The sequence below is a fragment of the Bordetella genomosp. 9 genome (assembly GCF_002119725.1).
Taxonomy (GTDB): Bacteria; Pseudomonadota; Gammaproteobacteria; order Burkholderiales; family Burkholderiaceae_B; genus Bordetella_C.
Genome location: NZ_CP021109.1, coordinates 4,114,561 through 4,140,703, shown reverse-complemented (window position 1 = coordinate 4,140,703; position 26,143 = coordinate 4,114,561). Strand labels below are relative to the sequence as shown.

20 protein-coding genes, 1 tRNA gene and 1 riboswitch are annotated in these 26,143 nt (G+C 65.8%); of the genes, 7 read left to right on the top strand and 14 right to left on the bottom strand.

What is annotated here, in order from left to right:
- Positions 1-47: 47 nt before the first annotated feature.
- Both CAL13_RS18990 and CAL13_RS18985 read right to left on the bottom strand, forming a co-directional pair.
- Positions 48-1,028 (bottom strand): cobalamin-binding protein, encoded by a 981-nt coding sequence (locus tag CAL13_RS18990; protein ID WP_086073233.1) that lies wholly within the window; start codon positions 1,026-1,028, stop codon positions 48-50.
- 8 nt (positions 1,029-1,036) lie between these two features.
- Positions 1,037-2,965, bottom strand: a complete 1,929-nt coding sequence (locus CAL13_RS18985) for a TonB-dependent receptor domain-containing protein (protein ID WP_086073232.1) — start codon at positions 2,963-2,965, stop codon at positions 1,037-1,039.
- Positions 2,966-3,057: 92 nt separating this feature from the next.
- Positions 3,058-3,258, bottom strand: a riboswitch (cobalamin riboswitch).
- 86 nt (positions 3,259-3,344) lie between these two features.
- Between CAL13_RS18985 and metH the strand changes: the two genes are divergently transcribed.
- Complete coding sequence (gene metH, locus CAL13_RS18980) at positions 3,345-7,121, top strand: methionine synthase (protein ID WP_086073231.1); 3,777 nt, start codon at positions 3,345-3,347, stop codon at positions 7,119-7,121.
- A gap of 91 nt (positions 7,122-7,212) precedes the next feature.
- On the opposite strand, the gene CAL13_RS18975 is transcribed toward metH, so the two are convergent.
- Positions 7,213-7,719, bottom strand: coding sequence for a YbaK/EbsC family protein (locus tag CAL13_RS18975; protein ID WP_086059608.1), 507 nt, complete (start codon positions 7,717-7,719; stop codon positions 7,213-7,215).
- Positions 7,720-7,886: 167 nt separating this feature from the next.
- Between CAL13_RS18975 and CAL13_RS18970 the strand changes: the two genes are divergently transcribed.
- A complete protein-coding gene (locus CAL13_RS18970; RefSeq protein ID WP_086073230.1) occupies positions 7,887-8,750 on the top strand; it encodes a helix-turn-helix transcriptional regulator in 864 nt (287 codons plus the stop codon).
- Positions 8,751-9,194: 444 nt separating this feature from the next.
- Here the strand turns inward: CAL13_RS18970 and CAL13_RS18960 are convergent, their stop codons facing one another.
- Positions 9,195-10,040, bottom strand: coding sequence for a hypothetical protein (locus tag CAL13_RS18960; protein ID WP_086058764.1), 846 nt, complete (start codon positions 10,038-10,040; stop codon positions 9,195-9,197).
- 84 nt (positions 10,041-10,124) lie between these two features.
- Positions 10,125-12,038, bottom strand: a complete 1,914-nt coding sequence (gene thiC / locus CAL13_RS18955) for a phosphomethylpyrimidine synthase ThiC (RefSeq protein ID WP_086058763.1) — start codon at positions 12,036-12,038, stop codon at positions 10,125-10,127.
- Between the two features lie 346 nt (positions 12,039-12,384).
- Between thiC and CAL13_RS18950 the strand changes: the two genes are divergently transcribed.
- Entirely contained in the window at positions 12,385-13,002 is a 618-nt protein-coding gene (locus CAL13_RS18950) for a SecDF P1 head subdomain-containing protein (protein ID WP_086073228.1), read from the top strand.
- Between the two features lie 148 nt (positions 13,003-13,150).
- Here the strand turns inward: CAL13_RS18950 and CAL13_RS18945 are convergent, their stop codons facing one another.
- The gene (locus CAL13_RS18945; RefSeq protein WP_086073227.1) at positions 13,151-13,612 is read right to left on the bottom strand and encodes a helix-turn-helix domain-containing protein; all 462 of its coding nucleotides are present in this window, start codon (positions 13,610-13,612) and stop codon (positions 13,151-13,153) included.
- Between the two features lie 14 nt (positions 13,613-13,626).
- On the opposite strand from CAL13_RS18945, the gene CAL13_RS18940 reads away from it, so the two are divergent.
- Positions 13,627-14,820, top strand: coding sequence for a hypothetical protein (locus CAL13_RS18940; protein WP_157664900.1), 1,194 nt, complete (start codon positions 13,627-13,629; stop codon positions 14,818-14,820).
- Positions 14,821-14,907: 87 nt separating this feature from the next.
- Here CAL13_RS18940 and CAL13_RS18935 read toward each other — a convergent pair whose 3' ends face one another.
- The gene (locus tag CAL13_RS18935; protein WP_086073225.1) at positions 14,908-15,870 is read right to left on the bottom strand and encodes a c-type cytochrome; all 963 of its coding nucleotides are present in this window, start codon (positions 15,868-15,870) and stop codon (positions 14,908-14,910) included.
- Positions 15,871-16,091: 221 nt separating this feature from the next.
- Here CAL13_RS18935 and CAL13_RS18930 point away from each other — a divergent pair.
- Positions 16,092-16,166: transfer RNA gene (locus CAL13_RS18930), tRNA-Arg, on the top strand.
- 370 nt (positions 16,167-16,536) lie between these two features.
- Positions 16,537-17,994: an amino acid permease gene (locus tag CAL13_RS18925; protein ID WP_086073224.1), complete on the top strand. Its 1,458-nt coding sequence runs from the start codon at positions 16,537-16,539 to the stop codon at positions 17,992-17,994.
- Positions 17,995-18,177: 183 nt separating this feature from the next.
- Here the strand turns inward: CAL13_RS18925 and CAL13_RS18920 are convergent, their stop codons facing one another.
- Positions 18,178-18,633, bottom strand: coding sequence for a cupin domain-containing protein (locus tag CAL13_RS18920; protein WP_086073223.1), 456 nt, complete (start codon positions 18,631-18,633; stop codon positions 18,178-18,180).
- A gap of 137 nt (positions 18,634-18,770) precedes the next feature.
- On the opposite strand from CAL13_RS18920, the gene CAL13_RS18915 reads away from it, so the two are divergent.
- Positions 18,771-19,334 (top strand): PAS and helix-turn-helix domain-containing protein, encoded by a 564-nt coding sequence (locus CAL13_RS18915; RefSeq protein WP_086073222.1) that lies wholly within the window; start codon positions 18,771-18,773, stop codon positions 19,332-19,334.
- Between the two features lie 15 nt (positions 19,335-19,349).
- Here the strand turns inward: CAL13_RS18915 and CAL13_RS18910 are convergent, their stop codons facing one another.
- The 6 genes from CAL13_RS18910 to gshA form a co-directional block, all read right to left on the bottom strand.
- Complete coding sequence (locus tag CAL13_RS18910) at positions 19,350-19,826, bottom strand: DUF6644 family protein (protein ID WP_198297867.1); 477 nt, start codon at positions 19,824-19,826, stop codon at positions 19,350-19,352.
- Positions 19,823-20,221: a DUF6152 family protein gene (locus CAL13_RS18905; protein WP_086073221.1), complete on the bottom strand. Its 399-nt coding sequence runs from the start codon at positions 20,219-20,221 to the stop codon at positions 19,823-19,825. Before CAL13_RS18905 ends, CAL13_RS18910 begins: the two co-directional genes overlap by 4 nt.
- A gap of 83 nt (positions 20,222-20,304) precedes the next feature.
- Positions 20,305-22,308, bottom strand: a complete 2,004-nt coding sequence (locus tag CAL13_RS18900) for a TRAP transporter large permease (protein ID WP_086073220.1) — start codon at positions 22,306-22,308, stop codon at positions 20,305-20,307.
- A complete protein-coding gene (locus CAL13_RS18895; protein ID WP_086073219.1) occupies positions 22,305-22,928 on the bottom strand; it encodes a TRAP transporter small permease subunit in 624 nt (207 codons plus the stop codon). Before CAL13_RS18895 ends, CAL13_RS18900 begins: the two co-directional genes overlap by 4 nt.
- 31 nt (positions 22,929-22,959) lie before the next feature.
- Positions 22,960-24,075 (bottom strand): TRAP transporter substrate-binding protein, encoded by a 1,116-nt coding sequence (locus CAL13_RS18890; protein WP_086073218.1) that lies wholly within the window; start codon positions 24,073-24,075, stop codon positions 22,960-22,962.
- A 333-nt stretch (positions 24,076-24,408) separates the two neighbouring features.
- Positions 24,409-25,989 (bottom strand): glutamate--cysteine ligase, encoded by a 1,581-nt coding sequence (gene gshA / locus CAL13_RS18885; protein WP_086073217.1) that lies wholly within the window; start codon positions 25,987-25,989, stop codon positions 24,409-24,411.
- Positions 25,990-26,143: the final 154 nt, after the last annotated feature.

The window sequence follows — 26,143 nt, the reverse complement described above, 5'->3', positions numbered from 1 at the left end:
CCGTTCGCCCGGATGGCGCGCGGCGCTTGTATACCCGTCATGATAAATCAGCGCCGCGGCGCGCTGTTTCCGGCATCCGGCGGATCGCCGGCGGGGCTGCCGCCATCCAGGCGTATCCGGTCCAGGTCCTGGCAAAGCGCTTCCGTGGCGTCGATCAGCCGGGGCCCGGGACGATAGAGGCGGTCGGCGTCGATGCCGATCACATGGCCGGACAGCGCGGCGGGCAGCCGCAGGCCGCGCCACATCGCCTCGCTGGCGCGCAGGGTTTCCTCGCCCGCCGTGCCGACCAGGACGGCATCCGGCCGGCGCGCCAGGACGCTTTCTGCGGACACCTGGGGCGCGGCGATGGGAGCATCGGCGAAAACGTTGATCGCGCCGCACAGCCGCAGCGCGTCGCTGACGATGCTGCCGCCGTTCAGGCTGTAGAGCGGTTCGCGTCCCGCCTGCACGAAAACCCGCAGGATCTGGCGGCCGGCGTAGCGGCGCGCCAGCGCATCGATGCGCGCTCGCAGGGCCGCCGCGGCGGGGCCGGCCACGTCCTCCGTGCCGAACAGCCCGCCCATGCGCGCAACCGCATCCGGGATGTCGCGCAAGGTGCGGGGATCGCTGAAGTACACCGGCACGTTGATCGCCCGCAACAAGGGCAGCAGGTTTGCCACCGCCCCGGGCTGCCAGCCGACGACCAGGTCCGGTTGCAGCGCGGCGAGTCTTTCGGCGTCCGGCGACAGGGCGTCGCCGACGGAAGGCAGGCTCAGGGCCGCGGGCGGATAATCGCTGCCTTTCGCGACGCCGGCCAGCCGCGATCCCGCACCCGCTGCGTAGATGAGTTCGGTGGCGTGCGGGGCCAGGGAAATCGCGCGGGCGGCCGGCGCCGGCAGCACGACAGCGCGGCCGCGGTCGTCGCGCACGGACACGGCTGGGGTCGTCCCGTTCACAGCGCCCGCGCCGCCTGGCGCCGCGGCTGAGGTTGCCGCGCCGCCCGCCGCCGCGGCGGCCATGATGGCGATGGCAATGGCGGCCGCCCGCATCGCCTTCCCTACATCCGCCAGGTCAGGTTCACGAACGCATTCGAACCCGGCGTGTTGTAGCCCTTGACCAAGGTGTACTCCTTGTCGAACACGTTGTTCCAGCGCACCTGCACCTGCACATTGCGCGTGACGTCATAGGCGGCCAGCAGATTGAACAGCCCGTACCCGCCCAGGCGGTCGCCGCTGGAGTCGATGCGGTCGCCGCTGACATACCATTCCGCACCCAGCAGCAGATCGCCGAAGCGGTGGTCGCCGGACAGCCGCAGCACCTTCCGGGCACGCAGGGGCAGGCGCTTGTCCTCGTCGGTGTTGCGCGGGTCGCTCAGGTCCAGGCTGGCGCGCAGGCGAGTATTGCCGAACTTCTTCATCCCCGTGAACGTGACGCCTTCCAGCAGGGCGTGCGACACGTTGAACGGTTGATAGAAGTACGGGTTGGCCGGATCCGCGGACTGGCTCACGATCAGGTTCCTGACCTTGTTGCGATAGTAGGTCACCCCCAGCTCGCTGTCGTCATCCGCGTAGCGCAGGCCGGCTTCGACGTTGCGCGACGTTTCCGGCTTCAGGTCCGGGTTGCCGGCAAAGTAGCCGTCGTTCGGCCAGTACAGCTCGTTGAAGTCCGGGGCGCGGAAACCCGTGCTGGCGCCCACCGTCGCACGGATGCGGGGCGTGATGTCGTAGCCGTAGCTCAGGCCGCCCGTGGTGTGATTGCCGAACTGCGAGTTGTCGTCGTTGCGCAGGCTGGCCTGCAGGTGATGCGCGCCGAAGTCGCCCAGATAGACCCCGGTGAAGGAATTCACGTGGCGGCGCGTCTCGTCGTAGTTCACGAACCGTCCCATGAAGGGGATATCGCCATCCACGCGCTGGTCCAGATGCTCATAGGCCAGCGTCACCTTCTGTCCCTGGGCCAGCTGCAGGTCGTTCTGCCACAGGAACTGGTTCTGGCGCGTGCGGAAGGTGGTTTTGCCGTCCGGGCTCTGGCCGAACGCCGGATCGCCGGGCGCGTTCTCCGAACGGTTGCGGTCCACCGTGCTGCCCACGCGCAGCGTGCTTTGCCACATGTCGGTCAGCTGGTTGGTGCTGGTCAGCGAATAGCCCTGCAAGTCCTGGATCGCGCGGTCGTTGAAATCCGAGCCGTCGTAGTCATAGCCCCCGTTCACATGCGTCTGGTAGAACTGCGCGCTCAGAGTCTGGCCGCGCTTCCACTCGTAGCCCAGCGAGCCCGCCACGTTGCTTTCGTAATAGCTGTCGCGGTCCGGGTTGTGGCCGTAGGCCTTGTCGTTGGTCGCATCGAAGCCGTGGCTTTGGCGGTAGCTGCTCGACAGGCTGTAGGTCCAGCCCTGTGTGGCCCCGGACAGGCCCGCGCTGTAGCTGCTGGTGCCGTATGTGCCGCCGCCCGCCGACGCATAGGCCGACAAGGGGCGTTCGGCCTCGCGCCGGGTGACGATGTTGATGACCCCGCCCAGCGCATCGGCGCCGTACAGGCTGCTGGCGGCGCCGCGCACGATTTCGATGTGGTCGATGCTGTCCGGCGGGATGGCGTTCAATGCCGCCAGGCCGTTCGTGGCGTTATTGATGCGCTGGCCGTCCACCAGCACCAGCGTCTGGTTGCTGTTGGCGCCGCGCATGAAGAGGCTGGTGACCGTCTGCGGTCCGCCGTTGTTGGTGTATTCGATGCCGTGGGTGCGCGACAGCACTTCGGCCAGGCTGCTTTGTCCCGCGCTTTCCAGCGTGTTGCGATCGATCACGCTGACATCGCCCAGCACGTCCTTCAGCGCCTGCGGCGTGCGGCTGGCGGTGACGACGACGGTATCGAGTTGCGGGATGGCGGCCGGGGAGTTTGCGGTGCCGGCGTCGGCCGGCAATGACTGGGCGCCCGCCCAGACGGGCGCCAGACAGGCAAGCAACCCGGCATGGCGCCGGGTGAAAAGGGGCTTCATAACGAGACCTCGTGGTGACGCGCGACCCCGCACGTCGTTCAAGGGATCGGAAGACGGCGGGCCGCCATGGGCATGGCCACGCGCGCACGCCGTCTTCCCCGGGCGAACCGGCCGGTATCGGGCTGTCCCGCCATGACGGCTCGAAAGGAGCCCTGGCGGGGGGACCGTTGCGGGGGCAGCACAGGCCGAGCACGCCGGCGGCCGCCATGGGCGGCGCGATGCGTCCTTTCCTGTTTCCCGTTTACCTTTCACCACGCAGTTGCGCTGAAAGCACCGGTTCGAGGGGGCGGAATGTATCACGGCCGCCCCGGCCCGCGCGCTTTGTTACCATTCAAGGTTGCACCTTCGTTCTTCCCTTCGCCTTCTCCAGGATCGTCCCGTGTCGTCTTATCCTGCTCTTCCTTACCCGCTGTCCTCGTACACGCGCGGCGCCGAATTCGTACGCGCCCTGGGTTCGCGCATCCTGATCCTGGACGGCGCGATGGGCACGATGATCCAGCGCTACAAGCTCACCGAGGCCGACTTCCGCGGAGAGCGTTTCGCTGAGCACGGCAAGGACCTCAAGGGCGACAACGAACTGCTGTCCCTGACCCGGCCCGACGTCATTTCGGAAATCCACCGGCAGTACCTGGAAGCCGGCGCGGACGTCATCGAAACGAATACGTTCGGCGCGACCTCCATCGCGCAGGGCGACTACGATCTTCCCGAGCTGGCGTACGAGATGAACCTGGCCTCGGCGCGGCTGGCCCGGGCCGCCTGCGACGACTACAGCACGCCGGAACGGCCGCGCTTCGTCGCCGGCGCCCTTGGGCCGCAGCCCAAGACCGCCTCCATTTCGCCGGACGTGAACGATCCCGGCGCGCGTAACGTCACCTTCGACGAATTGCGCGAGGCCTATATCGAACAGATGAACGGGCTGCTCGATGGCGGCATCGACATCGTGCTGATCGAAACCATCTTCGACACGCTCAACGCCAAGGCGGCGATCTTCGCGGTGGAAGAAGTTTTCGAACAGCGCGGGGTACGCCTGCCGGTCATGATTTCCGGCACCGTCACCGACGCCTCCGGCCGCATCCTGTCGGGCCAGACCGTCGAAGCATTCTGGAATTCGGTGCGCCATGCGCGGCCCGTGACCATCGGCCTGAATTGCGCGCTCGGCGCCGCCCTGATGCGCCCCTATGTCGCCGAGCTATCGAAGATCTGCGACACCTATGTGTGCGTCTATCCGAACGCCGGCCTGCCGAACCCCATGAGCGACACCGGCTTCGACGAGACGCCGGACGACACGTCGGCCCTGCTGGAGGAATTCGCGCGGGCGGGCCTGGTCAACATGGCCGGCGGCTGCTGCGGCACCACGCCGGACCACATCCGCGCCATCGCCGCCCGCGTCGCGACGCTGACGCCCCGCGTCGTGCCGCAGGTGCCGGTCAAGACGCGTTTGTCCGGCCTTGAGCCGCTGAACATCGACGAAGAGACGCTGTTCGTCAACGTGGGCGAACGCACCAACGTCACCGGCAGCAAGATGTTCGCGCGCCTGATCCGCGAGGAGAAGTACGACGAGGCGCTGGCGGTGGCCCGCCAGCAGGTGGAGAACGGCGCCCAGATCATCGACGTCAACATGGACGAGGCCATGCTCGATTCGGTGGCCTGCATGACGCGTTTCCTCAACCTGATCGCGTCGGAACCCGACATCGCGCGCGTGCCGGTGATGATCGACAGCTCCAAATGGGAGGTGATCGAGGCCGGCCTGAAATGCGTGCAGGGCAAGGCCGTGGTCAACTCGATTTCGATGAAGGAGGGCGTGGACGCCTTCCTGCATCACGCGCGGCTGTGCCGGCGCTACGGCGCCGCCATGGTCGTGATGGCCTTCGATGAACAGGGGCAGGCCGACACGCTCGAACGCCGCAAGGAAATCTGCGGCCGCGCCTACGACCTGCTGGTGCGCCAGGAAGGCTTCAATCCCGAAGACATCATCTTCGACCCCAACGTGTTCGCCGTCGCCACGGGGATCGAGGAACACAACCGCTATGCGCTGGACTTCATCGAAGGCACGGCCTGGATACGCAAGAACCTGCCGCACGCGCGCATCTCCGGCGGCATTTCGAATGTGAGCTTTTCGTTCCGCGGCAATGAGCCGATGCGCGAGGCCATCCACACGGTGTTCCTGTACTACGCCATCCGCGAAGGCCTGACGATGGGCATCGTCAACGCCGGGCAATTGGGCGTGTACGCCGACCTCGATCCCAAACTGCGCGACCTGGTGGAAGACGTGATCCTGGACCGCGCCGAGCCTGTGGGCAAGACCGGCCCCGACGACGATCGCACCCCGACCGAGCGTCTGGTGCAGTTCGCCGAAACGGTGAAGGGCACGGGGGCCAAAAAGGAAGAGGATCTGGCGTGGCGGGCGCTGCCGGTGGAGCAGCGCCTGGCGCATGCGCTGGTGCATGGCATCACGACCTACATCGTCGAAGACACCGAGATCGTGCGCCAGGAAATCGCCGCGCGCGGCGGCCGGCCCATCGAAGTCATCGAAGGGCCGCTGATGGACGGCATGAACATCGTGGGAGACCTGTTCGGCGCCGGCAAGATGTTCCTGCCTCAGGTGGTGAAGTCGGCCCGCGTCATGAAGCAGGCGGTGGCGCACCTGGTGCCGTTCATCGAGGAAGAAAAGCGCCAGATCGCCGCGGCGGGCGGCGACGTGCGGGCCAAGGGCAAGATGGTGATCGCCACGGTCAAGGGCGACGTCCACGACATCGGCAAGAACATCGTGTCGGTGGTGCTCCAGTGCAACAACTTCGAGGTTGTGAACATGGGCGTCATGGTCCCGTGCGCGCAGATCCTCGAAAAGGCCAAGGAAGAAAACGCCGATATCATCGGGCTGTCCGGCCTGATCACGCCCAGCCTGGAAGAGATGGCCTACGTCGCCTCCGAAATGCAGCGCGATCCGTATTTCCGCGAACGCAAGGTGCCGCTGATGATCGGCGGCGCGACGACCAGCCGGGTGCATACCGCGGTGAAGATCGCGCCGAATTACGACGGCCCTGTCGTCTATACGCCGGACGCCAGCCGGGCGGTGGGCGTGGCGACCAACCTGGTGTCCGACCAGGCCGATGCCTATGTCGCGGAAATCAAGCAGGAGTACGAGGACGTGCGCCGGCGCCATGCCAACCGCAAGGCCACGCCGCTGGTTTCGCTGGCCGAGGCGCGCGCCGCGCGCCCCGCCATCGACTGGTCCGCCTATACGCCGCCGCGCCCCAAGTACATCGGGCGGCGCACATTCAAGCATTACGACCTGGCGGAAATCGCTGCCTATATCGACTGGACGCCGTTTTTCCAGACCTGGAGCCTGTTCGGCCAGTTCCCCGCCATCCTCGACGACAAGGTGGTGGGCGAGCAGGCGCGCAAGGTCTACGCCGACGCCCAGGCGATGCTCAAGCGCATCGTCGATGGCCGCTGGCTCACCGCCAACGGGGTGGCGGCCTTCTACCCGGCCAATCGCGTCAACGACGAGGACATCGAGATCTACGCGGACGAGACCCGCTCCCGGGTGTTGTTCACCTGGCGCAACCTGCGCCAGCAAGGGGTCAAGCGCGAAGGCGTGAGCAACAAGTGCCTGGCCGATTACATCGCGCCGCGCGATAGCGGACTGGTCGATTACATCGGCCTGTTCGCCGTGACCGCCGGGCTGGGCATTGATAAGAAAGAAGCCGAATTCGCGGCGGCGAACGACGATTATTCCGGCATCATGCTGAAGGCCCTGGCCGACCGGCTTGCCGAGGCCTATGCCGAATGCCTGCATGCCCGCGTGCGCAAGGACCTGTGGGGCTATGCGGCCGACGAAGCGCTGGACAACGATGCCCTGATCGCGGAAAAGTATCGCGGCATCCGCCCGGCCCCCGGCTATCCCGCCTGCCCGGAGCACGTCGTCAAGCGGGACATGTTCGAGACCCTGGACGCGGCGGAAGTCGGCATCGAGCTGACCGAAAGCTACGCCATGTTCCCGGCCTCGAGCGTGTGCGGCTTCTACATGAGCCATCCCGACGCGCAGTATTTCAATGTCGGGACCATCGGCGAGGATCAGCTGAAGGACTACATTGCCCGCAGCGGCCGCGCGGAAGACGACGTGCGGCGCACCCTGGCGCCGGTGCTGGGCTGAAGGGCCGCCGGTTTCCCGGCCTGGCCTCCGGGGCCAGACGGGCTGCCGGCGCCGCGGGCAGGCGCGGGCCAGTGGCGAGCCTGCGGCCGATTCAGGCCGCGGCCGGAGCTTCGGCGACGTCGGCCACCGGTGCGCCGGTCATCGCGGCCAATTGCGCCGGGGTGAGCTTGAAAACCGCCTGCGGGTGGCCCGCCGCTGCCCACAGCGCGTCATAGCGGAAGAGGTCCGCGTCCAGCAGCGTCACCGGACGAACGGCGTGTCCAATGGGGCACACGCCGCCGATCGCGTAGCCGGTCTTTTCCCGGACGAAGCGCGCATCGGCCTTGCCCAATCCGCCCACAATGCGCGCCACCTTGGCTTCGTCCACACGGTTGGCCCCGCTGGCGACCACGAGCACCGGCATGTCGTCGGCCACCCGGCGGAAGATGATGGACTTGGCGATCTGCGCCACGTCGCAGCCCAGGCCAGCGGCGGCCTGGGCCGACGTCTTGCCCGTTTCGGGAAGGATGACCACGGGGTTCTCATGCCCCAGTTCGCGCAGCAGCGCGGCGACCCGCTGCGCGGATTCCGGCAACGGCGTGGCGGCGGCTTCATTCATGTTCTGGCTCCCGGTGTTGTGCATACGGCAGCGCGAAAGTTTACAAGCGGGCAGGGGCTGTCCCCGTGCCGCATCCCCAGGACGGCGCTGTCGCCGCTGCGGCGGCGCCGCCGGCGGGACGCTAAGATAGCGTTTCAATACGGGTACGAGATCTCCCTTATCCTGGTATGAGCACTGCCACCCAATCCGTGACCACGACCGCTGACGGCGCCGCGCTGCGCCGCCGCGCCCTGGGCGATTTCGTGCGCAACGCGCGAGCTCGCATCACTCCCCAGATGGCGGGCCTGCCTGCCGGCCTGCGGCGCCGTACGCCGGGTTTGCGCCGCGAGGAAGTCGCCCAGCTGTGCGGCATCAGCGTCACCTGGTACACCTGGATCGAGCAAGGCCGCGAGGTCTCGGTATCCCCGGCGGTGTGGGGGCGTATTGCCGGGGTGCTGCAACTGGACCGGGCCGAGCGGGCCTACCTGTTCGAGCTTGCCGAATGTGCGGACCCCGTGCATCCGCGCGACGAGCCGGCCGGCGTGTCGGGTGTGTTGTCGGCCTGCGTGGATGCCATCGATGCGCCGGCCTACGTGCTGGACCGTACGTGGAACGTCATGGCCTATAACGGCGCCATGCGCGAACTCTTCGACGACTGGCCGGCGGTGGATGCCGCTCCCAACCTGCTGCGCTACATCTTTCTGAATCCGGCCGCGCGTTCGCTGGTGGTGGACTGGGAGCAGCGCGCGCGCCGGGTCGTGGCGGAATTCCGCGCCGATGCGGGTCCGCACCTGGACGAACCCGACGTGCTTCGGCTGGTCGATGCGCTGTTGCGCGAAAGCCCCTCATTCGCGCACTGGTGGACCCGGCACGCGGTGGTGGAGCGGGAAGGGGGATTGCGGGAATTCCAGCATCCCCGCCGAGGCTTGCTGCGGCTGCAACAGGTTACGTTCCGTCTGGCCACCCATCCGGACCTGAAGCTGATCATGCTGCTGCCCGAAGCGGGGCGGACCGGCATCCCGGCCATCCTGGAGGCTGGCCAGCATCAATGACCCTGGGTCAGGGGCGGTCCGCTATTCCAGGCATCGGCCAGACCGCCGGTTCAATAGATGATTTCCGGAATGAGGCGCCGCGGCGGACGCTTGCCGCCATCAGCGGGCTGGGAGCCGACGGCCGCAAATCGCCGCTGCATGTCTTGCGCATCGTTGCGGTCCGGACCTTGTTCGGCGTGGTTCGGGGCCGTTGCGCCAGCGGCGCCGGTCGCGGACGGTGCCAGCGGGGATGCGCCGACGATTGCACACCCGGAAATCGATCGTGCCGCGTGCATAAGCAAAACTCTCCTTTGAAGTGGGCAGGATTGTGGCGCCTATGTGTACATCGCGGCACGATGATTCCCGGAAGCGGGGAAACGCGCCCCAGGTTGGGGGCAGCGCTGCGGTGTGCCGCCCTGAAGGCAAGGCGGCACACTTCTCCTTCACCCGTTTGCTCTGGACGGTTCAGTTGTCGTGCGGCGCCAGGATGCCGTCGCGCCACGCATACAGCTGCGCCGACAGTCCGTATGGGGAGCGCGCCATGACGTGCGCCGCGATATTGCGGATGCGGTTCTGGCCCGGCCGGTCGTTGCTGCCGCAGACCAGCAGTTCTTCGCGCGCAGGAATCGCCATCACGGGATCGCCGTCGATCTGGACCCGGTCCCGCCATTCGTCGGAAAGGAAGACCAGGCTGGCGTCGTAGTTGCCGTCCAGGCGCACGCCATAGCAGCCGTCTTCGCCTTCGATGGTCACCTGGGCCAGCATGCGTTGCAAATTGCCCAGCGCCAGCGGCTTGAGCGCCTCTTTCGCCACTTCCAGATCGGCGAGGTGGCCGGGCGCGACATAGCTCATCGCATCGGCGCGATCTTCGACATAGAGAGTCAGAAGGTCGTCGGTCAGCGGCTCGGCGACGAACCGTTCTCCTTCACCCGTGCCCGCCGCCTGCAGTTGTTTCGTCGCGGCCGTCAGCCACATGCGGGTCTTGATCACCGGCAGAATGGCGGCGCGCCGCGCGGCGGGATCGGGTCTGGCGCCGGCCGGTGCGGCGTCCAGGTGCGCCGCGATGATGGCGTCGAGGTCCGCAGGGGCTTTGCCATAGGCGCTGTACGCATTGCCCAGCGACTGGACGGCCTGTTCTCCGCCCGGCAGCGACCAGCGCACCTGTATGGCGCCGCCGCTGACCTCCGGCGCGACGGCGATGCCTTCCTTTGGAAAGCGTGTTCGGGCGGCCCGGGCATATGCCTCGGCAAACTCCCCGGCGTCCAGTACGCGCGAGGCCTTGGGGTTCAGCAGGCGTTTCAGCAAACTCATCTTGTCGTATCGTCGTCGGCCCGGGGCCGCTGGGTGCGGTTTGCCGCCGGGCAAGGCGGCAAACCTGGTTTGAAGCGGTGCGGGTCAGGTCTGGTGATAGATCTCCGACCCCTTGCGCACGAACTCCACCGCTTTCTCCTGCATGCCTTTTTGCAAGGCATCCTGCTCGGCGACGCCGTGTGTGGCGGCATAGTCTCGCACATCCTGCGTGATCTTCATGCTGCAGAAATGCGGCCCGCACATCGAGCAGAAATGCGCGACCTTCATCGAGTCCTTGGGCAGGGTTTCGTCGTGGAATTCCTTCGCCGTATCCGGGTCCAGGCCCAGGTTGAACTGGTCTTCCCAACGGAACTCGAAGCGCGCCTTCGACAGCGCGTTGTCGCGGATGGCAGCGCCGGGATGGCCCTTGGCGAGGTCGGCGGCATGGGCGGCGATCTTGTAGGTAATGATGCCGTCCTTCACGTCCTTCTTGTTGGGCAGCCCCAGGTGTTCCTTCGGCGTCACGTAGCACAGCATCGCGGTGCCGTACCAGCCGATCAGCGCCGCGCCGATGCCGGATGTGATGTGGTCGTAGCCCGGCGCGATATCGGTGGTCAGCGGGCCCAGCGTGTAGAAGGGCGCTTCATGACAGTGCTTGAGCTGCAGATCCATGTTCTCCTTGATCATCTGCATCGGAACATGGCCCGGGCCTTCGATCATCACCTGCACGTCGTGCTTCCACGCCACCTGCGTCAGCTCGCCCAGCGTTTTCAGCTCGGCGAACTGCGCCTCGTCGTTGGCGTCGTAGGCCGAACCCGGCCGCAGGCCGTCGCCCAGCGAGAAGCTGACGTCGTAGGCCTTCATGATTTCGCAGATTTCCTCGAAGCGCTCGTACAGGAAGCTCTCGCGGTGGTGCGCCAGGCACCACTTCGCCATGATGGACCCGCCGCGCGAGACGATGCCGGTCATGCGGTCCGCGGTCATGGGAATGAAGGGCAGCCGCACCCCGGCATGGATCGTGAAGTAATCCACGCCCTGTTCCGCCTGCTCGATCAGCGTGTCGCGGAAAATCTCCCAGGTCAGTTCCTCGGCCTTGCCGTCGACTTTTTCCAGGGCCTGGTAAATAGGCACCGTGCCGATCGGCACGGGCGAATTGCGTACGATCCACTCGCGCGTTTCATGAATGTGCTTGCCGGTGGACAAGTCCATCACCGTGTCGCCGCCCCAGCGGATGGCCCAGGTCATTTTCTCCACTTCTTCGCCGATGCCGGAACTGACCGCGGAGTTGCCGATATTGGCGTTGATCTTCACCAGGAAATTGCGGCCGATCGCCATCGGCTCCAGCTCGGGGTGATTGATGTTGGCTGGGATGATGGCGCGGCCGCGCGCCACTTCGTCGCGCACGAACTCGGGCGTGATCGTTTCCGGGATGGCGGCGCCGAAGGACTGCCCCGGGTGCTGGCGCAGCATGCGCTTGACCAGTTTCTCGCCTTCCGGACCGCTGGCGCGCAGCGATTCCAGATATTGCTCGCGGCGCAGGTTCTCGCGGATCGCCACGAACTCCATTTCCGGCGTGATGATGCCGCGGCGCGCATAGTGCATCTGCGTCACGTTGGCGCCGGCCTTGGCGCGGCGCGGGGGGCGGCGCAGATCGAAACGCATCGCCGTCAGCTTGGGATCGTTCAGGCGTTCCCGGCCATAGGCGCTGGTGGGGCCGTCCAGCAGCTCGGTATCGCCCCGCTCCTCGATCCAGGCGCGGCGCACTTCCGGCAGCCCGCGGCGGATATCGATTTTGACGTCGGGATCGGTATAGGGGCCGCTGGTGTCGTACACCGTCAGCGGAGGGTTCTTTTCGCCGCCGAACATGGTGGGCGTGTCGTGCTGTTCGATTTCACGAAACGGCACCCGGATGTCGGGGCGGGATCCCTGCTGATAGACTTTGCGGGACTTCGGCAGCGGCGCAACCGCGGCAGCGTCGACTTCGGCCGTGGCGGCCAGGAATTTGGGATTGGCGTTCATGGAAGCTCCAAGCGAGGTTTTGGAGCCGAATCGGGTCGGATTCCGGCGCGTTACGCCGGAACGCTCCCAGCATCGGCATTATCCGTACTGGTACGAAGGGACTCTCTCAACCCCCGGAACGCGTCTGCCGCCATCGACTCGTGAAGACGGACCGACGCGGGACCGGAAGTACCCCTGCGTGCACGCGACAGTATAGAAGACGCCAGGCTGGATACCGAGCCTTGGCATTACATCTGGAATCAGTCTCCCGCCTCCCCCGTCTTGCGTCCCCTGTACACTTTTTTGTTACCGGGCCCGGGGATTGCGCCGCCGCCAGCCCCTTTCATTCACCAATAGGAAAAACGTTATGCACATCAAACTCCGTACATTGGCACCCGCGATGTTGATGGCGACGGTCGTTCTGGCCGGCTGCCAGACGCCAGGGAACAAGGCCGCCAAGGGAACGGCCGGCGAGCAGGGCGCTGCCACGCCACCCGCTGCCACCGCGCCGTCGGCGCCGCAGGCCGCTCCAGCCGCGGCTTCGGTCGGCTTTTACGTGGCGCAGACCGAACCTGGGACGGGGCTGACGCAGGTCAAGCTCACCGACACCACGGTGTATGTGCAGCCGAACCCGGTACTGACGCGCGCGGACCTGACGGAAGCCGCCGCGCTGGTGGACCGCCAGGGCAACAATTTCGTGGGCCTGCGCTTCAGCCCCGAAGGCGCCCGCAAGCTGTCGCAGATCAGCGCTCAGAATGTCGGCAAGTTGCTGGTGCTGGTGATCAATGGGCAATTGGTGGCCGCGCCGCGCATCGCGGAGCCGTTGAATCGCGGCGTGCTGGCCTTCAGTGTGGATACGGCACAGACGGCCAACGAGATCGCGGCCCGCGTTCGGGGCGACGCCCCGGCGGCCAGCACCGCGCCGGCGCAGTCGGGTACGGCCGCCCCGGGCGCCACGCCAGGGGCGCCTGCACCGGCGCGCTGAGCCGCTATCGGACGCGCGTATCCCGGCTTTGTCGGCCGGGATGTGCGCGCTACAAGGTGCCCGCAATCCGGGTGGGTTTCGCGCGGCATCGCGCGATGCAAAGCGGCGCCTTCGCCGCGCGGTCATCGCAGCAATCGCGCCGTGAGCGTTATTCGCCGCGGCGCGATTTGTTTTTGGAGCGGCTCGCCGCGTAGTTGGCGTGGCAGGCGTCGACGAACGCCGCCATCATGTTTTCCAGGTGCCTTTTATCGCGTGGCGTCAACGCTTCGTAGCGTGCGCGCGGAATGTTCGCAAAAGGCCAGTCGGCGTCCTTGCGGGCGCTTGCGAAGGCGCCGTGCAGGCCTTCTTCCATCAGCGTGTACCGGTGCGGGGCCGCGCCGCCGCCGTAGACATCCGAGGCGCTTTCCATCGGCCCTTTGCCCGTGTCCAGCCACTGCGCATCGACGCCAAGCGCGGCGGCGAGCTTGAAAAGCCCGCGGCTGGATTTGCGTTCGCCGCTTTCGTAGCTGGCCACCGCGCTTTGCGACAAGCCCGCCAGGCGCGCCAACTCCGCCTGGGTGTAACCGCGCAACGCACGAACGTGCCTCAATCGGTCTGAAAATTTCTTCACGGGCCGATTGAAGCTTGCGGGGCAACCACATTGGTGTTTATATAAATCACGTTTGTGGTTATGCCGTAAGTAGGAGAACAGCCATGGTGGAGTATCGGAACGTCATTGTGCTGCAGGACGCACGGGCGGGCCGGGACAATCTTGTCCAGGAATTGGCAAGGCGCGATTACGCGGTGCGCAGCTGCGGCAGCCTGGCGGGCTTCTTTCACCTCTATGCACAACAGCCCTCCGTGTTCGTGCTGCTGCTGGGCCAGCTCGACGATCTGGCCCGCAATGCGGATGGCGTCCGTAGTGTCGCGCCGGCGGCGGTGATCATCGCCCTGGGGACGCCGCCCCATGGCGACGCGGATGCCTATTGGCGAGTGCGGGTCATGGCGGCAGGGGCCGATGCCTGCCATCCCCTCGGCATCGATAGCGTTGAATTGGCGGCGATTCTTGCGTCTTGGGAGCGTCATGTGTGCCGCTTGGATCCTTCCGGCCCGCCGCATTCTCGGACGCATTCCATGGGTGGCGTTCAAGGTCAGTTCAACCACGATCATTGCTCCGACGTTCCGTTGCACCTTCGTGCGGATTCCATGGGCGATAGCGGCCGCCATGGCAGACGCAATGACGGCCGCGGCGCCGATCGCGATCCTGAAATCGACGGGCGCGGCGTCGACCGCCCGGGCCATGGCCATTGCGAAGGCCCATGCCACGAACCCGAAAGCGGGGCAGCGCACCGTCCTGGTCCACATCATCGCGGGCGGTGTGGCTGGCGCCTGGACGCCGATAGCGGGTTGCTCGCCGACCCCCGCAACCGCACGCTGCGGCTCACCGTCGCGGAACGCCGCTTCCTGGTACAGATTGCGGCCAGTCCTGGACTGCTTCTGCGTCGTCCTCCGCCCGCGGCGCCGCGCTCGGCGGCATCGCGAACCGACCCAGTTCCGGGCCCCCGGGAAGCCGACGCGAAGCGCCTGGCGCCGCGCGGCATGGACGTCCTGGTGTCGCGTCTGCGGCGCAAGGGCCGCCATCTCGGCATGGAGCTGCCGCTGCTGGCGGTCCACGGCTGCGGCTATATGTTCGCTGAACGCTTGACGGTAACGGGCGATACGCCCGCTTCCCGTGCCGCAATTCCGTGGGCGCTTCCTCCGTCGGCCGGGAGCGAATCGCGGCCCACGTCATCGTCGCAACGGGCGCACATTCCGGAAACCGGCGCTGTGCCCTGCTGAGCCGTTTGGCGCATCAAAAACAAATCCCTACCCGGCACGATGGCGGGGTAGGGACTCGTTGTTTTGCGTTGGCTTTCCGCAGCAAGCCTACTTCGCGTTGCTGACCATGTACTCCACGGCCGCGCGGACATCTTCATCCGAAGCATTGGCGGCGCCGCCCTTGGGGGGCATCGCGCCCTTGCCGGCGATGGCGGCTTTCACCATGGCGTCCATGCCGGTCTGAATGTATTTGTCCCAGTCAGCCTTGCTGCCGAACTTGGGCGCGCCAGCGACGCCGGTGCCATGACAGGCAAAGCAGGTCTGCTTGTAGAGCTTTTCGCCGGCGGGATTGACGGCGGCTTGCTGCGCGGGCGCAGCCGGTGCCTGTTGCGCGGGGGGCTGGCTTCCCGTAGCGGGCGCCGCAGGCTGCTGGCTGGGCGCCTGCGGCTTCGCGCCGCCCTGGGGCTGAGCCTGGGCCTGCGCTGGCGCCGCGGCCGGTGCGGCGGCCTGTTGCGCCGGTGCGGGCGCGGCGGCCTGGCCCTGATTCGCCGCGGGCTGCGCCGGCGGTTCGGGTTCCTTGAAGTTGCCGCCCGATTTGTTCGCCATGAACACCACCGCGCGTTCGACTTCGTAGTCGCTCAGCGACGGGTTGCCGCCCTTCGGCGGCATGGCGCCCTTGCCATGCAAGGCAACATTGAACAGCGCCTCTAGACCTTCCTTGATGCGCGGCGCCCAGGCGGCGTTGTCGCCGACCTTGGGCGCACCCGCCACCCCGGCGGCGTGGCATGAGGTACAGACCGAGCTGTAAACCTGTTCGCCGGTCTTGAAGACCTTGGGGGCGTTGGCATCGACGAGCTCGAAGCCCGCGACGGGGGCGATCCGCTTATCGACGGCTTCCGGCGTGAAAGCGTTGGATCCGGCGCCGGCGCGGCCGTAGGAGGCCACCATATTGACCAGCATCAGGATGATGATGACCGGGACCAGAAATGCCAGAACGACGGTGACGATCAACTGCTTCGGGGTCTTGATGAGTGCAGCGTGTTCTTGTACGTGTTCCTGCTCTTTGCTCATAACCTAATCCTGCTGTCGGGTACCGGGGACGCCTGGGGCGGATAAGTAGTACGAACCAGGAAGGGTCTCCTCATCCCCGCCGGCTCGCATGCAAACGCTGGATTATATAACGCTGGGGATGGCCGGCCTTGCGGCGGCGGCGCCCGGCAGGCCGGCCCGGGCGCCAGGGCGGCGTCGCGTTCAAGCGCGAAATCCTGTTTTAGGTACAATACTGCCTCTTCGCGCCCGTAGTTCAATGGATAGAATGAGAGTTTCCGAAGCTCTTGATACAGGTTCGATTCCTGTCGGGCGCGCCACCTTTCAGCGGTTCAAGCTGCATTTCCTGCAGCCGGTCGGACCCAGGCCTCCCCCTACGTTCCGCCATCGCGCGCGTACTTCCGCCTAGGGAAACGCGGACGCCTGGCGCGCCTCGCCGCCATTGATTGCGGCAATCAAAGGCGCCGTCAAGCCGGATCGGTCGATAAACCGCGGGCCGTGATACAGGTCTTCAACGGTCATCCACGCATAATCCTCCCCACCAGGCAGTCCGCGCGCTTCGCGTGCCGGGGCCCGATATCCCCGTCCGCAACGCCGGAAGCGGTAAGCGGTCTTTGGGACGGGGTTCAGGCTCGCCTGAATTCACAAGACAGATAACACCTATAAAGACAAGACATCAAAGGACATTGAATGGAAATCAAGCCGGAGACTTCCGTTGATTCGCGGGCGGAGCAGACGCCTCATCTTGCACGCAGTCTGTCCAACCGACACCTGCAGCTCATTGCCATCGGCGGCACGATCGGCACCGGGCTTTTCATGGGCGCCGGCAAGGCGATATCGCTGGCAGGCCCGTCGATCCTGTTGATCTACGCCATCATCGGATTCATGCTGTATTTCGTGATGCGCGCGCTGGGAGAAATCCTGCTGTCCAATCTGGAGTTCCGGTCCTTCGCGGATTTCGCCGGTGTTTACCTGGGGCCATGGGCGCAGTTCTTCACCGGGTGGACATACTGGCTCTGCTGGGTCGTGACGGTTGTCGCAGAAGTGATCGCTTTTTCCGGATACGTCTCGTTCTGGTTTCCGCATCTTTCGCACTGGATTCCCGCCCTGGGCGTTATCGCCGTCCTCCTCACGCTGAATATGCTCAGCGTGCGCAACTTCGGCGAAACCGAATTCTGGTTCTCCCTGATCAAAATCGTCGCGATTCTCGCCCTGGTCGGCGCGGGGATCTACATGCTTTCAACAGGTTTTGCGCTGCCGGACGGCACCAAGGCGTCGCTGTCCCACCTCTGGGAAAACGGCGGTTTCTTCCCCAACGGTTATCGAGGTTTCATCGCGGGTTTCCAAATTGCGATTTTCGCTTTCGTCGGCATCGAGCTGGTCGGTACGGCCGCGGCGGAAACCCGGGACCCGGCGCGAAACCTGCCAAAGGCGATCAACGCGATTCCCGTACGGATGGTTCTGTTCTACCTTGGCGCGCTGTTCGTCATCCTTACCGTGATTCCCTGGGACCAGGTCGACCCGAACGCAAGTCCTTTTGTGGCCATGTTCACGCTTGCGGGCCTGGGCGCCGCCGCCCACGTGGTCAATTTCGTGGTGCTCACTTCCGCGGCGTCCAGCTCGAATTCGGGCATGTATTCGTCATCCCGCATGGTCTATGGGCTGGCCACGTCGAAGCTGGCGCCGGAAACCTTCGCCAAATTGAACAAGCGCAAGGTTCCGGTCAACGCGTTGTTCTTTTCATGCGTGTTTTTGCTGTCGGCCGTGGTGCTGCTTTATGCGGAACAGAGCATCATCGAAGCCTTCACCATCGTCACGACCATCTCGGCGCTGCTTTTCATTTTCATCTGGTCGATCATCCTGGCTTCATACCTGGCGTATCGCCGGCAACGCCCGGACCTGCACGACCGCTCGACTTTCAAGCTGCCCGGCGGCCGGGCCGCCGTCGCGGCGGTGTTCGCTTTTTTCGCCTTCACGATATGGGCGCTGGCGCAAGAGCCGGACACGGCCGCCGCCTTGAAGGTCACGCCGGTATGGTTTTTGGCCCTGGCCGTTGCCTATCTGATCATGAAGTTCAAAGAAGGCCGGCGGGCGGGCGCTCAGCCGCTGGAGCGCCAGGCGATCGACAGCGCGCGCAAAATGCCGTGATGCCGCCGCATGGCTTTCAGGCGCATGGAAACGGCGTGACGACAATCGGCTGAGCGCGGCCTGACGGGCCACGTGCCGGCCTGCGCCCACGCCATGCCGGCTGGCCCGTGCCCCGTGGGCCGTGCCCCGTGCTCCGTGCCCCGTGCTCCGTGCTCCGTGCCCCGTGCCCCGCTCCCAAACCGCTCAGGGCCAGGGAGTCGGTGCGGGCACCGGGGCGGGACCCTCCACGCCTACCGTGCCGAAGTCAGCCGGACCGACGATTTCCAGGTACTCCATATCCGGCGAATAATCGAACAGGAAATGCCGGATGCCGGGCGCCTGGTGCACACAGTCGCCGGCGCTGACCAGGGTTTCCACGTCTTCGTACATGAAGCGCGCCCATCCCTTCAGCATGTAGACGATGTGGAAGTCTGCCTGATGGATATGCCAGCCGGTGCCGGCTTCCGGGGCATTCTGGGCGCGGACCAGTTGGGCGATCACCCGGCCATGCGTGGCCTTGGCGATGCCCAGGTCGCGATAGACGAAGAAGTCGCGCAGGCCGCCGGCGCGGAAAACCGTGTCGGCGGGTTTGACGTGGGAAAACAGCGTGGGATACGGCCCGGCGGTGGTGGCCGTGCCGCGCATGGCGGTCTCGCTCATGGCAATCTCCTTCTGCAAGTCGGATGGCGCCGGCCGCGAATCCGATGGGATCAACCGGCTGCAGCCATGGTGGCGTTGCACCGGGCGGGCCGCAATACAGTAAAAATACGTCACGCGAGACCGCCATCGGAGGCCGCATGAGCAAGCGACCGGACATCGACTACAGGCAGGCCTTTATGCTGGCTCCCATCGGCATGTGCGTGTCGAACCGCCGGGTGATGCGGCGCGCGAACGCCGCGTTGGAGGCGATGTTCCGCTGCGGCGCGGGCGCGCTGGACGGCGTGTCCTTCGAGGCCCTGTATCCGACCACGCGGGAATTCGAGCACGCGGGTGTGCGGTTCGCGCCGGTGCTGAGCGAAACCGGCAGGTATGCGGACGAGCGCATCATGAAGCGGCTGGACGGCGAACTGTTCTGGTGCCGGGTGACGGGGCGTACGTTGACCCCGGACGATCCGCACGCCGCGGGAATCTGGACGTTCGAGGACCTCAGTTCGCTGCGTCCGGTCGCCATCGGGCTGAGCGTGCGGGAGCGTGAGATCGCCACGCTCATCGCGGAGGGCAGGACCAGCAAGGAGATCGCCCGCCAGCTGGGCCTGAGCCACCGCACCGTGGAGACCTATCGCGCCCGGCTCATGACCAAGTTTTCCGCGGCCACGTCGTCGAGCCTCATTCACAAGCTGATGCGCCCTCAGGGCAATTGAGCGATCGGGGCGTTTTCACAGGAAACCGATCCAGCGCCCCGCCAACACCGCCCCCAGCCAGAACACCAGCGAAGCCCCCGCGTGCAGGCGGATGGCGGGCGGTATCGGATCGCCGGCCAGCGCGCGCCGCCAGTGCGGCCCCGCGTGCAGCCATAGCGCGTTCACAATGCCCAGTCCAACGACGACGAGCTTGATCAGAAAGGCGGGGTTGCGGACGTACTCGTCCGGCTTGACGGAAAACAGCAGCAGGCCCGTGACGATGGCGACGGCGAGCGCCCAGGCGGCCAGGTGGGACAGATAAGGACCGAACTCGCGCAGGGGCAGCGTGCCGGCGCGCAGCAGGCGCAGGTCCAGCGCCATGATGGCGCCCAGCAGCACGCCCAGCGCGGCGATGTGCAGCGCATTGACGAGCAGGTAGGCGGTGCCGGAATCGCGCAGGAAGACGGCAGGCGGCAATCCCGCCACCCAGGTCAGGAAGGCGTCCAGGTTCACCGCCGGATGCGCTCTGGATAAATATCGTAGGTCTTGCCTTCCACCGAAATCTGGACGGCCTTCATGCGCTTTTCCGCATGGTCCTTGGCCCGATTGCCGATGGCGACGACGGTATCGTCGGGTTTGGCGGAGCCATCGTCGAAACCCGACTCGCGCGTCTGGGTGGGGTTGCCCAGCTCGACGCGCCACAGGCCGTCATTCGCAGTCTGGACGTCCAGGTATGGATGCGGCGGGGCGATGACCACTTTCCTGACGACGCCGCTCAGGCGCATCTGCTCTTCTTCGGCCCATGCCCAGCCATGGTGTGCGGCAGCGATGGACGTCAGGCAAAGCGGCAGCGCAAGCGCCGCGATGCCGGCGGCCAAACGTACGGATGAGTTGCGTGGGGCTTTCATGTGCGGGGGTCTCACTGGAAGGGACGATGTGAAGAGCGTCCACGACACGGAGCAAGCGTCCTGCCAGCCGGGCCGCATCGGGCTCAGTTGTAAAGCAACTTGGGCAACCATAGACCGATGCCCGGGAAAGCGTAAAGCAGAAAGATGGCAAGCACCTGTATGCCCATGAAAGGCAGCATCCCCATGAAGATCTGGTTCAGCGTGACATGCGGCGGGGCGACGCCTTTCAAGTAGAAGGCGGACATCGCGACCGGCGGGGACAGAAACGCCGTTTGCAGGTTGAGCGCAACCAGGAGTCCGAAAAACAGGGGGTCGATGTCGAAGGCGGTGAGCAGCGGCACGAAGATCGGCATGAAGATGACGATGATCTCCGTCCACTCCAGCGGCCAGCCGAGCAGAAAAATGATCACCTGGGCCAGTATCAGGAACTCCAGCCGCGTCAGGCCCAGCGACAGTACCCAGGATTCCACCAGCGCCTGCCCGCCCAGCAGGGCGAAGGCCGCCGAAAAAATCGAAGATCCGACAAAAAGCCAGCACACCATGGCGGTGGTCTTCGCCGTCAGGTACACCGATTCCTTCATCACCGGCAGCGTCAGGCGGCGATAGGCCAGCGCCAGCAGCGCGCCGCCCATGGCCCCCATGGCGGCGGCCTCGCTGGGCGTGGCAAGGCCGAAGGTGATCGACCCCAGGACGGCGGCGATCATGATGGCCAGAGGAAAGAAGGATTCCACCAGCATGCGAAAGATTTGCAGGCGCGGCCAGTTCAGCATGGCGTAGAACAGCGCAAGCGCCGCCGCACAGCCGGCAAAGGCGATCCAGTACCCCGGGGGCGTCGGCTGGCGCGGCGCATCGTTGCCGGCATGGGCAGCGGGCGGGGCGCGGTCTTGCGCGGCCCTGCCGCCGGCCGCACGCGGCTCGCTCGGCGCGGCGCTGCCAGTCGGCTCGGCGAGGCCGCCCGTGCCGGCGGCGGCCGACGCGCCGGCCAGCTCCGTCGGCCCTTCGGCCGGCGGCTCCGCCAATCCTCCTGCAGCCGGCGGTTCTGCCAGGCCGCCGCTTTCGAACGCCGCGGCATCGCCGCTGTTCAACTGCAGTTCCGCTGGAATGTCGTAGGTGGCCGGAGGCTGCGTCACCGCGTAGTGCAGGGCGCCCATGGTCAGGGCGAAAACGGCCAGCGGCGTCAGCCCGATGATCAGGTAGGTCCAAAGAAAGGAGGTACGCGATGAGGCGGCATTGCCGCCCCGGCGGAAAAGGCCGGACAGCAGCGCCGCCATGGCGTTGCCCGGGTGCGCCCGGGCCATGCGCGCCGCTTCCTCCGGCAGCGCGATCTGCCGTTCGCTGGCGGACAGCGGCGGGGCCACCTGCGGCCGCAGGCTCGCCAGTACGACGACGTAAACCATGTACAGCGCGGCCAGCATGATGCCGGGGAATATGGCTCCCGCGTACAGCTGCACGGCCGAGACGCCGGTGGTCGCCCCGTAGACGATCAGCATCACCGATGGCGGGATCAGGATGCCCAGGCAGCCCCCGGCCGTGATGGACCCGGACGTCAGGCCGACGCCATAGCCGGCTTTCAGCATGGCCGGCATGGCGAGCAGCCCCATCAGCGTCACCACCGCGCCCACGATGCCGGTGGCCGTCGCGAAAATCGCGCACGTCGCCAGCGTGGCGACGGCCAGCGCGCCCGGCAGCCGCGCGAGCGCCAGATGCATCGAACGGAACAGTTTTTCGATCAGGTTCGCGCGCTCGACCAGATAACCCATGAACACGAAGAGCGGAATGGAAATCAGCGACTCGTTGGTCATCGTGGCATAGGTCCGCTGCACCATCAGGTCCAGGGTCTGCTCCACGGCACGCGCCGAGAATCCATGCCCCTGCATGGAGTACGAAAAGAATGTGAACAGCACGCCCATGCCCATCAGCGTGAACGCCGTGGGAAACCCGAGCATGATCGCCACGACGATCAGCGCCAGCATCAGCAGGCCGATATGCCCGGACGTGAGGTTCGCCCAAGGCGTGAGGAAGACGATCATCGCGACCACGACCGCGATGCAGCCGAAGCCGAACCACACGGCTTTTCCGTTTTTCATGAACGCTGTCCTTGGGCGGCGGCCGGGCGGTCCGCCGCGGCGATGTCCTCGTCCTTCACGTGGACCATCTGCTTGAGCTTGTCGACGTCGACCTCTTCGACGTCGTCGGCCCGCCGCGGCCAGGCGCCGCGCCGCAGGCACAGGATGCAGCGTCCGATCTCCGCAAATCCCTGCAGCAGAAGAAAGGCGCCGGCGACGGGAATGAAAACCTTGAAGGGATAGATCGGCGGGCCGTCCGCCATGAGCGAGGAGTGTTCGCGGATGGCGATGGATTCGCCGGCGTAGTACCAGCCGGCCCAGACCATGGCCGTTACGCCCGGGATGAAAAAGACCACGTACAACGTGACGTCCAGCGCCGCCTGGACGCGCGGCGGCAGGAAACCGTACAGGACGTCGCCCCGTACATGGCCGTTCTTGGCCAGTGTATAGGCGCCCGCCATCATGAAAAGGATGCCGTAGTACATGATCTGCAGATCGAAGGCCCACGCGCTGGGCCGGTTCAGCAGATAGCGCGCAAACACCTCCCAGCAGATATGGAGGGTCAACGCCAGAATCAGCCAGGCGAACGCCTTTCCCACGGCGGTCGACAGCCGGTCGACGAATCGGATGAAGGCCATCATGGGAAAGCCGCCCGTGGCGTTGAGCGCCGCATCACGATTTGGACGTTGCGGCGAAGTAATGGTTGTAGGCCATGCGGTAGTTCACCTGCGTATCGCCATACCACTTGCCGACGCGTTGCGCGAAGGCGCGCTGGGAATCCAGCACCTTTTTGAACAAGGGATTTTCGGCGGAGCGGCGCTCGATCATCTCGTCCCAGATCTTCAACTGCAGCTGCAGGATCGAATCGGGCGTTTTGTAGAACTTCACCTTGCGCTCGTTCTGCAGCGTCACGTAGTCCTGCGAATAGCGCTGGCAGGCCTTCCACGACATGTCGGCGCTGGCTGCCTGCGCGGCATAGCGCAGCAGGTGCTTCAGATGATCGGGCAGGCTGTTGTATCGATCCTTGTTGAACAGCACTTCGAATTGCTCGGCGCTCTGGTGAAAGCTTTGGAGCATGCAGATCTTCGACACGTCGGCAAAGCCCAGGGCCAGATCCGAGGACGCGTTGTTGAACTCGGCGCCGTCGAGCAGGCCGCGGTCCAGCGCCGGTACGATCTCGCCGCCCGGCAGCGCATTCACCGCCGCGCCCATCGCGCTGTACATGTCGATGGCCAGGCCGACGGTGCGGAACTTCACGCCCTTCATTTCCTCGGCTTTGGTGATGGGCCGCTTGAACCATCCGAAGGGTTGCGTCGGCATCGGCCCGTACATCAGCGACACCACGTTCACGCCCATGGCTTTCTGGATCTCTTCCAGGAGTTCCTTGCCCCCGCCGTATTCATGCCAGGCGAGCACCATATTGGCGTCCATGCCGAACGACGGCCCGGACCCCCATAGCGCGACCGCGGTGTTCTTTCCGTACCAGTAAGCCACTACCCCGTGGCCGCCGTCGAGCGTGCCGGCGGAGACGGCGTCCAGCAGATCGAAGGCTTTGACCACCGCGCCGGCCGGCAGGACCTCGATGCGCAGCTGGCCGCCCGCCATGTCGTTGACCTTGCGGGCGTAATCCATTGCGAACTCGTGAAAGATGTCCTTGGACGGCCACGTGCTCTGGAAGCGCAGGGTGATCGGTGTCTGGGCGGGCGCGACGGCGGGAAAGCCCAGTGCCGCGGCGCCGGCGGCGGCGCCCGATAGAAATTTACGTCGTGAACCTGTTTGCGGTTGCATGGCACGTGTCTCCTGAAGGCTGCATGAGAACCATCGATTTTTGGATGCCACATTCCAACCTGGCGAAACCGTGCGCCGCGGGACCGCGCCGGTTCACGGAAGGTCGGCCGCCCAGGCCCTGGCGCTTTCGCGCCGTTGGCCTGAGCGGCCGCTTGGGTGTTGGGGAATTACACGCCGCCGGGGCAGTGTTGACAATTGTCTGAACGTCGGGACTAACCCGAATCCGTCCATTCGGATGAGGAGCGCTGCCGGCGGGACGCTGGCAAAGCCGGATTCGCGGGCGGGGAGCTGCGGCCCCCGCGCAAAGCTCAACAACCGGCTCTTGGCGGACTGCTACGTCGGAGCGGCGTCCGGCGCCTTCAAGGCCTGGTGATACCGCAAGACATAGGTATCGAAATCCACGGTGTCGCTGGCTTCGATGGCGGCCTGCGCTTGCAGCGAGTCGCGCGCCATCGCGTTGTACGCGGCCGTTTTGTCGGCCGGCAGGGGCGTGGCGCGAAGGGCTTCCGCGTGGCGGCGGCTCTGTTCCAGGGTGTATTGCAGAAACGACGCGCCGGTGCGCCGCAGATCTTCGAGCAGGCGCGCCGACGGCGTCGCGTCGGTCTCATCGAGCTTGACGGCCTGGGCCGCGACGGCCTGACGATATGCCTGCCCGCCATATGCCGCGTCCAGGACTTCGGCATAGGGGAGGATACGGTCGAGCAGCTCCTTGCCCCAGACCCGCAGCGCGATGGCCTTGCCATCGCGCGCCAGCTCCAGTCCGGGCTTGCGGCCCTCGTTCACCACCCGGCTGAAGTTGTCGGCGCTGCGGCTGCAGAAACCCTGCTCGTCGAAAAAGGGGCTATCGCTGGCGGCGCAGAAAAGCAGGAAGGCATCGACGAAGCGGCTGGTTTCGGCTGCGATTCCCACCGGCTGGAAGGGGTCGATGTCCAGGCAGCGCACTTCCACATACTGCACGCCGCGCTCGGCCAAGGCGGTGATAGGGCGCTCGCATCGCCCGGTGGCGCGCTTGGGCCGGATGCTCGAGTAGTACTCGTTTTCGATCTGCAGGATATTGGTGTTCAACTGCACCCATTGGCCGTCGCGGTGCGTGCCGATCGCCTCGTAGGCAGGCCACGGCATCGTCACGGCGGCATGCAGGCGCTGCAGAAAGGTGGACAAATCGTTGTAGCAGGGCTTCAGTTGCGATTGCGCCTTGTTCTGGTACCCCAGGTCTCCCATGCGCAGGCTGGTCGCATACGGCAGGTAAAGCGTGTCGGCGTCCAGCGTCTGCAGCGGATGCGACCGGCCGCGCAGGAAATCCTTGGACAGGGCCGGCGCGGCGCCGAACAGGTACATCAGCAGCCACGAATAGCGGGTGAAATTGCGGATGAGCGCGATATAGCCCGCGGACCGCCGGTCCTGGTCGTTGCCGCCGGGCAGCTCGAGCAGCGGCCAGATCCGGTCATCCAGGGAAAAGTTGTAGTGCACGCCCGCAATGCATTGCATCGTCTTGCCGTACCGGTACGCCAGCCCTCGGCGGTAAACGTGCTTGAGCATGCCCGTGTTCGACGTGCCGTACCACGCGATGGGGATGTCCGCTTCGTCCGGCAAGGCGGCGGGCATGGACTGGTTCCAGATGAGTTCGCCATCCAGGTTGGCGTAAACGAAGCGATGGACGTCTTCGAGTTCGCCGATCAGGCCGGCGACGTTGTCGTGCGTGCCGGTGATCAGTTCCAGCAGCGCTTCGGAATAGTCGGTGGTAATGCGTTCGTGCGTCAGCGCGGATCCCAGCGCGGCCGGATGCGGCGTGCTCGCCAGATGGCCGCCGGCATCGACACGCAGGCCTTCTTTTTCGATGCCGCGCAGGGTGCGAGCGAGCAATTCCCGGTTTGCGTCCAGGCGGGCGAGGCGGCGGGCGTCGATATCGGTCACGGAGGCTTCTTATGGTCAGGGTGAATGGAAGCTGATTTTACGGGCTGCGCCTGGGCACGCCCCGAGTAACCCGCGACGGCAGAGGATAATCGCCGTCGGCGCCGGAAGGACGCCATGCCGCCAGCCCGGTCGGGCATGGGCGACAATGAGCCAA